The organism is Streptomyces sp. NPDC041200 (assembly GCF_055591805.1).
Genome location: NZ_JBVIZF010000015.1, coordinates 122,390 through 135,632, shown reverse-complemented (window position 1 = coordinate 135,632; position 13,243 = coordinate 122,390). Strand labels below are relative to the sequence as shown.

The window sequence follows — 13,243 nt, the reverse complement described above, 5'->3', positions numbered from 1 at the left end:
CATAGGCTTCCCGGGTGGAGCCAGATCTGTTCACCGCCGCCGCCGAGGACCGCCAGGAGAAGGACCCGGCCAGCAGTCCGCTGGCCGTGCGCATGCGCCCGCGCACGCTGGACGAGGTCGTGGGCCAGCAGCATCTGCTGCGCCCCGGGGCTCCGTTGCGCAGACTGGTCGGCGAGGGCAGCGGAGGCCCGGCCGGGCCGTCCTCGGTCCTGCTGTGGGGCCCGCCCGGCATCGGGAAGACCACCCTCGCGTACGTGGTCAGCCAGGCCACCCAGAAGCGGTTCGTGGAGCTTTCGGCGATCACCGCGGGGGTGAAGGAGGTGCGGGCCGTCATCGACGGCGCGCGCCGCTCCTCGGGGGCGTACGGCAGGGAGACCGTGCTCTTCCTGGACGAGATCCACCGTTTCAGCAAGGCGCAGCAGGATTCGCTGCTGCCCGCCGTGGAGAACCGCTGGGTCACCCTGATCGCGGCTACCACCGAGAACCCGTACTTCTCGGTGATCTCCCCGCTGCTGTCCCGCTCGCTGCTGCTCACCCTGGAGCCGCTCACCGACGACGATCTGCGCGGGCTGCTCCGCCGCGCGCTGGCCGACGAGCGGGGGCTCGGTGGCGCGGTCACCCTCCCCGACGAGGCCGAGGGACATCTGCTGCGGATCGCGGGTGGCGACGCCCGGCGGGCGCTCACCGCCCTGGAGGCGGGGGCCGGGGCGGCGATCGCCAAGGGCGAGGCGGAGATCACGCTGACCACGCTGGAGGAGGCGGTCAACCGGGCCGCGGTCACCTATGACCGGGCCGGTGATCAGCACTATGACGTGGCAAGCGCTCTCATCAAGTCGATCCGCGGCTCGGATGTGGATGCCGCGCTGCACTATCTGGCGCGGATGATCGAGGCGGGGGAGGACCCGCGGTTCATCGCGCGGCGGCTGATGATCTCGGCGAGTGAGGACATCGGGCTGGCCGATCCGACCGCCCTGCCCACCGCCGTGGCGGCGGCGCAGGCGGTCGCGCTTATCGGTTTTCCCGAGGCCGCCCTGACACTGAGTCATGCCACGATCGCGCTGGCGCTCGCGCCCAAGTCCAACGCGGCCACGACGGCGATAGGGGCGGCGCTGGCAGATGTCCGGGCGGGGCTCGCGGGCCCGGTGCCGCCGCATCTGCGGGACGGGCACTACAAGGGCGCCGAAAAGCTCGGCCACGCCCAGGGGTATCTGTATCCGCATGATCTGCCGGGCGGCATCGCGGCGCAGCAGTACGCGCCGGACAAGATCCACGGAAAGCGCTACTACGAGCCGACGCGGTACGGGGCGGAGGCCCGCTACGCGGATGTGGTCGAGCGGGTCCGGGCGCGGCTGCGCGGTGACCCGCCGCCGGAGTCCTCGTAAGGCAGCACGGCAGAGGCAGCGCGCGGCAAGGGGAGCGCGTAGTAAGAGGAACGCGCAGTAAGGGGAGCGCGCGGTAAGGGGTTTCAGCCCGCGCCGCCCCCGTGCCCCCGGTCCGGGGGCGCCGTCACGGGCATGGTCCGTCCCGGGCCGGGCCCGGGCCCGCCCCTAGTCGGCGGCCGCCTCGAACAGGGCGTGCATCGCGCGGCGCAGTTCGGAGACGCTCTCCACGGGCTCCGGGAAGTCGAAGCGCGCGTCGAACGGCTGGTCGGCGCCGCCCATGAAGCGGACGCGCAGGCCGAAGCGGTCGAGGGCCACGGGGGTCGCGGGGCCACGGGGGCACACCATGGACGAGCGCTCGCCCAGCAGGGCGCACAGCCCGCGCACCTGGTCGCTGTGGGCCGCGTCCAGATGCTGCAGCAGATCGGCCTCGTGCGGGGCGAGCGGGTCGGGGGCGGCCTGCGCGAAGTCGTCCGGTTCGACGCCGTCCGCACCCCACAGGTCGTCCACACAGGCCTCGGCGACCTCCAGCCGCAGCAGCGTCCACGCGGAGGTCCGGCCGCGCGGTCCGGCGGCCGAGTCGGGCTGCAGGGCTTCCCCGAGGCCCAGCAGCTCACCGACCGGGTGGTGCTGGGCGAGCAGTGCCGCGCTCGCGGCGCGGTCGCCGCCGCGTACGGGGGTGAGCCAGCCGGCCACCCAGGCGCGGCCGCGGATCCGCTGGGGCACCGAGACCGGGGCGACGTCCGTGATCTCCATCACGCAGGTCAGGTCGTCGTCCTGCGCGTAGGCCGCGGCACGGGCCGCCGGTGAGGCGCCGGAGACCAGCAGCAGCACATCCCCGTCCGGGGTGACGGCGCGGGCGGCGGGTCCGTCCGTGGTGAGGTCATCGGGGACCTCGATTCCGGGAATCGTCAACGACGCCGTAGCCTTGGCGTCAACGAGAGTCCGTACACGCTCTGCCGCCGTCGGCCGCAGGGCGTCTTCCTTGGGACGCGGCTGACCCTCCTGAAGGCTCTGACCAGTGCTGGGCAGGGGGATCCCAGGTCGAAACATACGTTCTCCTCGGCTAAGGTAAGGCATACCTAACTTACATGGAGGTTCGTTCCACGTGAACCAGTCGCGTCCCAAGGTCAAGAAGTCGCGCGCACTCGGCATCGCGCTGACGCCGAAGGCCGTCAAGTACTTCGAGGCCCGTCCCTACCCGCCCGGCGAGCACGGCCGTGGCCGCAAGCAGACCAGTGACTACAAGGTCCGGCTGCTGGAGAAGCAGCGCCTGCGCGCTCAGTACGACATCAGCGAGCGCCAGATGGCCCGTGCCTACGACCGCGCTCGGAAGGTCGATGGCAAGACAGGCGAGGCCCTGATCATCGAGCTTGAGCGCCGTCTGGACGCGCTCGTCCTGCGGTCGGGAATCGCCCGCACGATTTACCAGGCCCGCCAGATGGTGGTCCACGGTCACATCGAGGTCAACGGCCGCAAGGTCGACAAGCCCTCCTTCCGGGTCCGCCCGGACGACGTGGTGATGGTCCGCGAGCGCAGCCGCGAGAAGCACCCCTTCCAGGTGGCCCGTGAGGGTGGCTACGCCCCCGACGGCGAGACCCCGCGCTACCTGCAGGTCAACCTGAAGGCGCTCGCCTTCCGCCTGGACCGGGACCCGAACCGCAAGGAGGTCCCGGTGATCTGCGACGAGCAGCTCGTCGTCGAGTACTACGCCCGCTGACCCAGCGGATCCGTTTGTGCTCAACAGCCCGCGGGTTCCCCATCGACCGCCGTGTCGGAGGGGAACCCGCGGGCTGTTTGGCTGAGGGGAATGCGTTTCAGCCGGGCCTGCCCGGCGCGATAGGGTCGATACCTGCCGCCCGCGCCCGGATGACCGCCCGAGACCGATGGGCGACGGACGACTCGAATCGACGGACGACCCGAACGACGACGACCGACGTGATCGGCAGCAGGGAGCGGTGCAACGTGTCCGGTGGAGAGGTGGCCGGGATCCTCGTGGCCGTCTTCTGGGCGATCCTGGTGTCCTTCCTCGCCCTCGCCCTGGTGAGGCTCGCCCAGACGCTCAAGGCGACGACCCGGCTGGTGGCGGAGGTCACCGAGCAGGCGGTGCCGCTGCTCAGTGAGGCGTCCGCGACCGTGCGCGAGGCGAACACCCAGCTCGCGCGCGTGGACTCGATCGCCTCCGACGTCCAGGAGGTCACCTCGAACGCCTCCGCGCTGTCCTCGACCGTCTCCTCCGCCTTCGGCGGACCGCTGGTCAAGGTGGCGGCGTTCGGCTACGGCGTCCGCCGCGCGATCGGCCGTAAGGCGGCTCCCGAGGAGGCGCCCGCGCGCACCGTCGTCATCGGCAAGACCCTGCCGTCCGCCCGCCGGGGCGGCCGCCGAAACCGTGGATCGAAGGGCTAGAGACCGGATGTTCCGCCGCACTTTCTGGTTCACCACCGGCGTCGCAGCCGGTGTGTGGGCCACCACCAAGGTCCAGCGCAAGCTCAATCAGCTCACCCCCGAGAGCCTGGCGGCGCAGGCCGCCGACCGGGCGGTGCTCGCCGGACGGCGGATCAAGGTCTTCGCGCTCGACGTGCGCGATGGCATGGCCGACCGCGAGGCGGCCCTCAAGGACGCCCTGGGACTGACCTCGGCGCCCGTCAACGACTTGACGCAGCTGCCCGCCCAGCGCGGCCGGGCCCAGCTGACCCACACATCTCGCAACCCCTACCCGAACGCCCGAAATGAGGACCACTGATGGAGTCGGCTGAAATCCGCCGCCGCTGGCTGCGCTTCTTCGAGGAGCGCGGGCACACCGTCGTGCCGTCGGCGTCGCTCATCGCGGACGACCCGACCCTGCTGCTCGTCAACGCGGGCATGGTCCCCTTCAAGCCGTTCTTCCTGGGTGAGGTCCAGCCGCCCTACAAGCGCGCCGTCAGTGTGCAGAAGTGCGTGCGGACGCCGGACATCGAAGAGGTCGGAAAGACCACCCGGCACGGCACGTTCTTCCAGATGTGCGGCAACTTCTCGTTCGGCGACTACTTCAAGGAAGGCGCCATCACCTACGCCTGGGAGCTGCTGACCGGCTCCGTGGCGGACGGTGGCTACGGGCTGGATCCCGAGCGCCTGTGGATCACCGTCTACGAGCAGGACGACGAGGCCGAGCGCATCTGGCGCGAGGTCGTCGGCGTCCCCGCCGAGCGCATCCAGCGCCTGGGCATGGGCCCCAACTACTGGTCCATGGGCGTACCCGGCCCCTGCGGCCCCTGCTCCGAGATCAACTACGACCGTGGTCCGGAGTTCGGCGAGGAGGGCGGCCCGGCCGTCAACGACGAGCGCTACGTGGAGATCTGGAACCTGGTCTTCATGCAGTACGAGCGCGGCGCGGGGGAGGGCAAGGAGGACTTCCCCATCCTCGGCGAGCTGCCCAGCAAGAACATCGACACCGGCCTCGGCCTCGAACGCCTCGCGATGATCCTGCAGGGCGTGCAGAACATGTACGAGACCGACACCCTGCGCGTCGTGATGGACAAGGCCACCGAGCTGACCGGGGTCGTCTACGGCGCCGCCCACGAGTCGGACGTGTCCCTGCGCGTGGTCGCCGACCACATGCGCACCTCCGTCATGCTCATCGGCGACGGTGTCACCCCCGGCAACGAGGGACGCGGCTATGTGCTGCGCCGCATCATGCGCCGCGCCATCCGCAACATGCGCATCCTCGGAGCCACCGAGCCGGTCGTCGGCGAGCTGGTGGACACCGTCCTCAAGACGATGGGCCAGCAGTACCCGGAGCTGCTGACCGACCGCAAGCGCATCGAGACCGTCGCGCTCGCCGAGGAGTCGGCCTTCCTGAAGACCCTCAAGGCCGGTACGAACATCCTCGACACCGCCGTCACCGACACCAAGGCCGCGGGCGGCTCGGTGCTCCCCGGCGACAAGGCGTTCCTGCTCCACGACACCTGGGGCTTCCCGATCGACCTCACCCTGGAGATGGCCGCCGAACAGGGCCTGTCGGTGGACGAGAGCGGCTTCCGCCGCCTGATGCGGGAGCAGCGGGAGCGCGCCAAGGCCGACGCCAAGGCCAAGAAGACCGGTCACGCCGACCTGTCCGCCTACCGCGAGGTCGCCGACACCTCCGGCTCGACCGAGTTCACCGGCTACAGCGACACCTCCGGTGAGTCCACCGTCGTCGGCCTGCTGGTCGACGGGGTGTCCTCGCCCGCCGCCTCCGAGGGCGACGAGGTCGAGGTCGTCCTCGACCGCACCCCCTTCTACGCCGAGGGCGGCGGCCAGCTCGCCGACATGGGCAAGATCAAGCTGTCCTCCGGCGCCGTCATCGAGGTGCGGGACGTCCAGCAGCCGGTGCCCGGCGTCAGCGTGCACAAGGGCGTCGTCCAGGTCGGCGAGGTGACGGTCGGCTCCGCCGCGTACGCCGAGATCGACGTCGCCCGCCGCCGGGCCATCGCCCGCGCCCACAGCGCCACCCACCTCACCCACCAGGCGCTGCGCGACGCCCTGGGCCCGACCGCCGCCCAGGCCGGTTCGGAGAACTCGCCCGGCCGCTTCCGCTTCGACTTCGGCTCGCCGTCCGCCGTCCCCGGCGGGGTGCTCACCGACGTCGAGCAGAAGATCAACGAGGTGCTCTCCCGCGAACTCGACGTCCGCGCCGAGGTCATGAGCATGGACGACGCCAAGAAGCAGGGCGCCATCGCCGAGTTCGGCGAGAAGTACGGCGACCGGGTGCGCGTGGTGACCATCGGTGACTTCTCCAAGGAGCTGTGCGGCGGTACGCACGTTCACAACACCGCCCAGCTGGGTCTGGTGAAGCTGCTCGGTGAGTCCTCCATCGGCTCCGGTGTGCGCCGCGTGGAGGCCCTGGTGGGTGTGGACGCGTACAACTTCCTCGCCCGTGAGCACACGGTCGTCTCCCAGCTCACCGACCTGGTCAAGGGGCGTCCGGAGGAGCTTCCGGAGAAGATCTCCGGCATGCTCGCCAAGCTCAAGGACGCCGAGAAGGAGATCGAGCGGTTCCGCGCCGAGAAGGTGCTGCAGGCCGCCGCCGGGCTCGCCGACAGCGCCAAGGACGTCCGGGGCGTCACGCTGGCCACCGGGCAGGTGCCGGACAGCACCTCCGCCGACGACCTGCGCAAGCTGGTGCTGGACGTACGCGGACGGCTGGACCAGAAGTCGGGCGCCCTCGACCGGCCCGCCGTCGTCGCCCTGTTCACCGTGGGAGGCGGCCGTCCGCTGACCGTCATCGCCACCAACGAGGCGGCCCGCGAGCGCGGCCTCAAGGCCGGTGACCTGGTCCGTACCGCCGCCAAGACGCTCGGCGGCGGAGGCGGCGGCAAGCCGGACGTCGCCCAGGGCGGCGGCCAGAACCCGGACGCCGTCGGCGACGCCATCGAGGCCGTCGAGCGGCTCGTCGCGGAATCGGGCCAGTAGCCGTGCGGCGCGGCCGGCGCATCGCCATCGACGTCGGGGACGCCCGGATCGGGGTCGCCTCGTGCGACCCCGACGGGATCCTCGCCACCCCTGTGGAGACCGTGCCGGGACGTGACATCCCGGCCGCCCACAAGCGGCTGGCGGCCCTCGTCGAGGAGTACGAGCCCATCGAGGTGGTGATCGGCCTCCCGCGCTCGCTCAACGGGCGCGAGGGGCCGGCCGCGGCCAAGGTGCGCACCTTCGCCCGGGAGCTGGCGCGGCGGGTCCAGCCGGTCTCCGTGCGGCTCGTGGACGAACGTATGACGACCGTCACAGCGACGCACGGCCTCCGGGCTTCCGGGGTGTCGTCCAAGAAGGGCCGTTCGGTGGTTGACCAGGCAGCCGCGGTGGTCATCCTGCAGAGCGCGCTGGAGACCGAGCGGGCCTCCGGGCGGGCCCCGGGCGAGGCCGTCGAAGTGGTCATCTGATCGCGATACGGTAACGTTCCGCGCGACATGGCAGCCGTCGCTTGTGCCGCGAGCGCGCACGGTGGCTGCCACCGCCATCGCTAGGGGTTCGATGACTGAGTACGGCCGGGGACCCGGCTCCCAACCGTGGCATCCCGAGGACCCGTTGTACGGGGACCAGGGATGGGGCGGGCATCAGGCGGTGACGGGTCAGGAACCGTATCCGCAGGACCCGAACGACCCCTACGGACAGGTCCCCTACGCACCGGACGGCTACGCGCAAGGCGGCTACGACCCGGGTCTCCACGGCCAGGACGTCTACGGGCAGGACCCCTACGGGCACCAGCAGTACCCGCACGGATACCCGCAGGACGCCCAGCCGTTCCCGCAGCAGCAACAGCAGCCCCCCTGGGACCAGCAGGGGCAGCAGGGCCAGCAGGGATACGACACCGGCGGCTGGGACGTCTCGTACGGCGCCGGGATGGACCCGAACGACCCGTACGGCTACGCGGCCCAGGGCGGCGGCCAGGAGGGCTTCCCGCAGCAGACGGCGCACGAACCTCCGCAGGTGATCCCGCAGGACGCGCAGCTGCCGGGGGAGACCCAGCAGATGCCCCAGGTGCCCCAGCAGGCACAGCCGCCGCAGCAGGAACAGGAGTCGGAGGCATCCCGCAGGGACAGCCTGGAAGAGGATCATCCGTTCTTCCTGGAGGGAAGTGGTCCCGGGGGCCGCGTCACGTCGGACGACGACGCCGACGACGCGGAGGGCGCCGACTCCGAGGGCCGCTCCCAGAAGGGCAAGAAGTCCACGAAGGCCAAGAAGTCGAAGGCCGAGCCCAAGCGCCGCAACGGGGTCGCCTGTCTCTTCGTCACCGTCGTCCTGGTGGGTGTCGTCGGCGGAGGCGGCTATTTCGCCTATGACTTCTGGCAGACCCGCTTCGGCCCGGCGCCGGACTACGAGGGCCAGGGCAGCGGTCAGGTCGAGGTGGAGGTCCCGGACGGCTCGGGCAACGCCGAAATCGGCGGCATCCTCGCCGAAAAGGGCGTGGTGAAGAGCAGCGGCGCATTCGTGGAAGCGGTCGAGGACAGCGGCAAGTTCGTCCAGCCGGGCAGCTACAGCCTCCGCAAGGAAATGTCCGGCGAAGCCGCGGTGAAGCTGATGCTCAGCCCCGCGGGCAACAACGCGCTGATCGTCACCGAGGGCATGCGCGATGTGGCGGTCTACGCGGCGATCGACAAGAAGACCGGCGTCAAGGCGGGCACCACGGCGGGCATTGCCAAGAAGGAGGCCAAGAACCTCGGGCTGCCTTCCTGGGCGAATGACAATTCCAAGATCAAGGATCCGCTGGAAGGATTCCTCTACCCGTCCCGCTACAGTGTGGGCAAGAACGCCAAGCCCGCGGACGTGCTGCGCAAGATGGTCGCCGAGGCCAAGCGGAACTACGCGAAGCAGGACCTGGAGGGCCAGGCCAAGGAGCTGGGCCTCAAGAGCCCGCTGCAACTCATCACTGTGGCGAGCCTGGTCCAGGCGGAGGGCATCACCCACAGCGACTTCCGCAAGATGGCCGAAGTGGTCTACAACCGGCTCGAGCCCGGCAACAGCCAGACCAACGGCAAGCTGGAGTTCGACTCGACGTACAACTACATCAAGAACCAGAGCAAGCTCGACATCTCGATCAGCGAGATCAAGGGCTACGACAACCCGTACAACACCTACTTCTACAAGGGTCTGCCGCCGGGCCCGATCGGGAACCCCGGTGCGGACGCGCTCAAGGCGTCGATGAACCCGACCAGCGACGGCTGGTACTACTTCGTGGCGATCGGCAACAAGAGCCAGTTCTCCAAGACCTACGCGGAACACCAGAAGTGGGTCGACAAGTTCAACAAGCAGCAACGTGAGAACAACGGCTGAGGAAAGATGTCGCACAACCGCAAGGCAGCGGTGCTCGGCTCGCCGGTCGCCCATTCCCTGTCCCCGGCGCTGCACAACGCCGCGTACCGGAAGCTGGGCCTCGACGGCTGGACTTACGGCGCCGTCGAACTGGACGAGGCCGCGCTGCCCGGCTTCTTCGAGCGGATCGGCGGGCCGGGGGAGCAGGGCTGGGCGGGGTTCTCGGTGACCATGCCGCTCAAGCGCGCGGTCATCCCGCTGCTGGACCGCATTAGTGACACGGCTGCCTCGGTGGAGGCGGTCAACACGGTCGTCCTGACCGACGACGGCCGCCGGCTCGGCGACAACACGGACATCCCCGGCATGGTGGCGGCGCTCGCGGAGCGCGGTGTCCAGCGGGTGGAGCGCGCGGCCGTCCTGGGTGCCGGGGCCACCGCCTCCTCCGCCCTGGCGGCACTGTCCCGCGTCTGCGACGGCGAGATCACCGTGTACGTCCGCAGCGACGCCCGGGCGGCCGAGGTGCGGCAGTGGGGCGAGCGGCTGGGCGTGACGGTGCGTACGGCGGACTGGGGCGCCGCGGCCGAGGCGTTCGGCGCGCCACTGGTGATCGCCACCACCCCCGCCGGGACGACCGACGCGCTCGCGGCGTCGGTCCCCGAACGGCCCGGCACGCTCTTCGACGTCCTCTACGACCCCTGGCCGACCGCCCTGGCGGCCGCTTGGTCGGCGCGCGGCGGCGCGGTGGTCGGCGGTCTCGACCTGCTGGTCCACCAGGCCGTGGGGCAGGTCGAGCAGATCACCGGGCGCGCCCCGGCGCCGCTCGCCGCGATGCGCGAGGCGGGCGAGGCGGCCCTCGCCGCCCGCGCCTGACGCCCGCGCCTGACGCCCGCGCGGCGTTCCTGATCGCGCCCTGATCGCGCCCGACCCCGCCCCTGGCCCGGCACCGCGTCTCATGCGCAGGTCCGTCTGATGGACCACTGCCCCGGCCGCCTGGGCGGACGTGGGAGGATCGGAGGAGGCGGGCCAGGCCCCACCAGGTCCCGCCACGAGACGTCGAGGGGCAACGCATGAGGGAGCACCGTTGAGCAGGTTGCGCTGGCTGACCGCGGGGGAGTCGCACGGCCCCGCGCTTGTGGCGACGCTGGAGGGGCTGCCCGCCGGGGTGCCGATCACCACCGACATGGTGGCGGACGCCCTCGCGCGGAGGCGGCTCGGCTACGGCCGCGGGGCGCGGATGAAGTTCGAGCGCGACGAAGTCACCTTCATCGGCGGCGTCCGGCACGGTCTGACCCTCGGCTCCCCGGTCGCGATCATGGTCGGCAACACCGAGTGGCCCAAGTGGGAACAGGTCATGGCCGCCGACCCGGTCGACCCCGAGATCCTGGACGGGCTGGCCCGTAACGCGCCGCTGACCCGTCCCCGCCCCGGTCACGCCGACCTCGCGGGCATGCAGAAGTACGGTTTCGACGAGGCCCGGCCCATCCTGGAGCGGGCCAGCGCACGCGAGACCGCCGCCCGCGTCGCCCTCGGCAGCGTCGCCCGCTCCTACCTCAAGGAGACGGCCGGGATCGAGATCGTCTCCCATGTGACCGAGCTGGCCGCCGCCAAGGCCCCGTACGGCGTCTACCCCGAGCCGTCCGACGTCGAGCGGCTCGACGCCGACCCGGTGCGCTGCCTGGACGCCGACGCGAGCAAGGCGATGGTCGCCGAGATCGACCAGGCCCACAAGGACGGTGACACCCTCGGCGGCGTCGTCGAGGTGCTGGCGTACGGCGTGCCGGTGGGCCTCGGTTCGCATGTGCACTGGGACCGCCGTCTGGACGCCCGGCTGGCCGCCGCGCTGATGGGCATCCAGGCCATCAAGGGCGTCGAGGTCGGCGACGGCTTCGACCTGGCCCGGGTGCCCGGCTCCCAGGCGCACGACGAGATCGTGTCGACCGACGAGGGCATCAGGCGCTCCTCCGCCCGCTCCGGCGGCACCGAGGGCGGGCTGACCACCGGCGAGCTGCTGCGGGTACGGGCCGCGATGAAGCCGATCGCCACCGTGCCCCGCGCGCTGGCCACCATCGACGTCACCACCGGCGAGGCCACCAAGGCCCACCACCAGCGCTCGGACGTGTGCGCGGTCCCGGCCGCGGGGATCGTCGCCGAGGCGATGGTCGCCCTGGTCCTGGCGGACGCGGTCGCCGAGAAGTTCGGCGGCGACTCGGTCGCCGAGACCCGCCGTAACGTGCGCGGCTTCCTCGACAGCCTGGCCATCCGGTGACCGCGTCCAGCGCACCGGAGGGGCCAAGCGCGTCGGAGGGGCCCGCCGCGGTCCTGGTCGGGCCCATGGGCGTCGGGAAGAGCACCGTCGGACGGGCGCTCGCGGAGCGGCTGGGCACCACGTTCCGCGACACCGACACCGACATCGTGGAGACCGCGGGCAAGGAGATCTCCGAGATCTTCATCAACGAGGGCGAGCCCCACTTCCGCGAGCTGGAGCGGCAGGCCGTGCGGACCGCCGTCGCCGGTCATCAGGGCGTGCTGGCGCTCGGCGGCGGCGCGATCCTGGACCCGGACACCCGCGCCCTGCTCACCGGCCTCCCGGTGATCTTCCTGGAGATGGGCGTCGCCGAGGCGGTCAAGCGCACCGGCCTGGACGCCCCCCGCCCGCTGCTCGCCGTCAACCCGCGCCAGCGCTGGCGCGAGCTGATGGAGCAGCGCCGCCCGCTGTACACCGAAGTCGCCCGGGCCGTCGTGACGACCGAGGGCCGCACCCCGGACGAGGTCGTCGACGCCGTCATGGACGCACTGGAGCTGAAAAAGGCATGAGCACCGAAACCCCCACGCGCATCCAGGTCGGCGGCACCGCGGGCACCGCGCCGTACGAGGTCCTGGTCGGCCGCCAGCTCCTCGGCGAGCTGCCCGGGCTCATCGGGGAGGCCGGGGCCGTCAAGCGCGTCGCCGTCCTGCACCCCGAGGCGCTGGCCGACACCGGCGAGGCGATCCGCCAGGACCTCGCCGACCAGGGGTACGAGGCCATCGCGATCCAGCTGCCGAACGCGGAGGAGGCCAAGACCGCCGAGGTCGCCGCGTACTGCTGGAAGGCGCTCGGCCAGACCGGCTTCACCCGCAGCGATGTGATCGTCGGCGTCGGCGGCGGCGCCACCACCGACCTCGCCGGTTTCGTCGCCGCGACCTGGCTGCGCGGGGTGCGCTGGATCGCCGTCCCGACGACCGTGCTCGGCATGGTCGACGCGGCGGTCGGCGGCAAGACGGGCATCAACACCGCCGAGGGCAAGAACCTCGTCGGCGCCTTCCACCCCCCGGCCGGGGTGCTGTGCGACCTGGCCGCGCTGGACTCGCTGCCCGCCAACGACTACATCAGCGGTCTCGCCGAGGTCATCAAGGCCGGGTTCATCGCCGACCCGGCCATCCTGGAGCTCATCGAGCAGGACCCGGCCGCCGCCCGCACCCCCGGCGGTGCGCACACCGCCGAGCTGATCGAGCGTTCCATCCGGGTCAAGGCCGAGGTCGTCTCCAGCGACCTCAGGGAATCCGGCCTGCGCGAAATCCTCAACTACGGGCACACGCTCGCGCACGCCATCGAGAAGAACGAGCGCTACAACTGGCGGCACGGCGCCGCGGTCTCCGTCGGCATGGTCTTCGCCGCCGAACTGGGCCGTCTCGCGGGCCGCCTGGACGACGCCACCGCCGACCGGCACCGCGCCGTCCTGGAGTCCGTCGGACTGCCGCTCACCTACCGTGGCGACCAGTGGCCCAAGCTGCTGGAGACCATGAAGGTCGACAAGAAGTCCCGCGGTGACCTGCTGCGCTTCATCGTGCTGGACGGCATCGCCAAGCCGACCGTGCTGGAAGGGCCGGACCCGGCGGTGCTGCTCGCGGCGTACGGGGAGATCTCCCGGGAGACGTCCGGGAGCTGACCGGGTTCCGTCACAACCGTGTCATCACCATCGAAGCCCGCGGCACCGCCGCGGGCTTTCGAACACCCGGGAACGGGACCGCAGTTGCGGCCCCTTGAGGACAAATTGCCTGGCTGAAGCGCCGGGACGGGCACTCATCGGGTTTCCGGGGCGTTCACACAGCGCGGGCCT

Annotated in this window: 12 protein-coding genes; 11 read left to right on the top strand and 1 reads right to left on the bottom strand. The window is 71.3% G+C overall.

Annotated features, from left to right (window positions below; translation table 11 throughout):
* Positions 1 to 14 precede the first annotated feature (14 nt).
* The gene (locus ACZ6CL_RS28335) at positions 15 to 1,382 is read left to right on the top strand and encodes a replication-associated recombination protein A (protein ID WP_468940376.1); all 1,368 of its coding nucleotides are present in this window, start codon (positions 15 to 17) and stop codon (positions 1,380 to 1,382) included.
* Between the two features lie 165 nt (positions 1,383 to 1,547).
* Here ACZ6CL_RS28335 and ACZ6CL_RS28330 read toward each other — a convergent pair whose 3' ends face one another.
* Positions 1,548 to 2,294 carry a DUF2470 domain-containing protein gene (locus ACZ6CL_RS28330; protein ID WP_468940374.1) on the bottom strand — a complete coding sequence of 249 codons (747 nt, stop codon included), beginning with the start codon at positions 2,292 to 2,294 and terminating at the stop codon, positions 1,548 to 1,550.
* 193 nt (positions 2,295 to 2,487) lie between these two features.
* On the opposite strand from ACZ6CL_RS28330, the gene rpsD reads away from it, so the two are divergent.
* From rpsD to aroB, 10 genes are all read left to right on the top strand, one after another.
* Entirely contained in the window at positions 2,488 to 3,099 is a 612-nt protein-coding gene (gene rpsD, locus ACZ6CL_RS28325) for a 30S ribosomal protein S4 (protein ID WP_009713641.1), read from the top strand.
* A gap of 245 nt (positions 3,100 to 3,344) precedes the next feature.
* Complete coding sequence (locus ACZ6CL_RS28320) at positions 3,345 to 3,785, top strand: DUF948 domain-containing protein (RefSeq protein ID WP_468940371.1); 441 nt, start codon at positions 3,345 to 3,347, stop codon at positions 3,783 to 3,785.
* A gap of 7 nt (positions 3,786 to 3,792) precedes the next feature.
* Positions 3,793 to 4,122 carry a DUF6167 family protein gene (locus ACZ6CL_RS28315; protein ID WP_468940368.1) on the top strand — a complete coding sequence of 110 codons (330 nt, stop codon included), beginning with the start codon at positions 3,793 to 3,795 and terminating at the stop codon, positions 4,120 to 4,122.
* On the top strand, positions 4,122 to 6,809 hold the full coding sequence (alaS, locus tag ACZ6CL_RS28310; protein ID WP_468940366.1) for an alanine--tRNA ligase: 2,688 nt from the start codon (positions 4,122 to 4,124) through the stop codon (positions 6,807 to 6,809). Before ACZ6CL_RS28315 ends, alaS begins: the two co-directional genes overlap by 1 nt.
* Before the next feature lie 2 nt (positions 6,810 to 6,811).
* Entirely contained in the window at positions 6,812 to 7,276 is a 465-nt protein-coding gene (gene ruvX, locus ACZ6CL_RS28305) for a Holliday junction resolvase RuvX (RefSeq protein ID WP_468940364.1), read from the top strand.
* A gap of 91 nt (positions 7,277 to 7,367) precedes the next feature.
* Positions 7,368 to 9,167, top strand: coding sequence for an endolytic transglycosylase MltG (gene mltG, locus ACZ6CL_RS28300; protein ID WP_468940361.1), 1,800 nt, complete (start codon positions 7,368 to 7,370; stop codon positions 9,165 to 9,167).
* Positions 9,168 to 9,173: 6 nt separating this feature from the next.
* Entirely contained in the window at positions 9,174 to 10,016 is an 843-nt protein-coding gene (locus tag ACZ6CL_RS28295; RefSeq protein ID WP_468940358.1) for a shikimate dehydrogenase, read from the top strand.
* Positions 10,017 to 10,227: 211 nt separating this feature from the next.
* Positions 10,228 to 11,412 carry a chorismate synthase gene (gene aroC / locus ACZ6CL_RS28290; RefSeq protein ID WP_468940355.1) on the top strand — a complete coding sequence of 395 codons (1,185 nt, stop codon included), beginning with the start codon at positions 10,228 to 10,230 and terminating at the stop codon, positions 11,410 to 11,412.
* 65 nt (positions 11,413 to 11,477) lie between these two features.
* A complete protein-coding gene (locus tag ACZ6CL_RS28285; protein ID WP_468940470.1) occupies positions 11,478 to 11,960 on the top strand; it encodes a shikimate kinase in 483 nt (160 codons plus the stop codon).
* Positions 11,957 to 13,072 (top strand): 3-dehydroquinate synthase, encoded by a 1,116-nt coding sequence (gene aroB / locus ACZ6CL_RS28280; RefSeq protein WP_468940352.1) that lies wholly within the window; start codon positions 11,957 to 11,959, stop codon positions 13,070 to 13,072. Before ACZ6CL_RS28285 ends, aroB begins: the two co-directional genes overlap by 4 nt.
* The last annotated feature ends 171 nt before the right edge of the window (positions 13,073 to 13,243 follow it).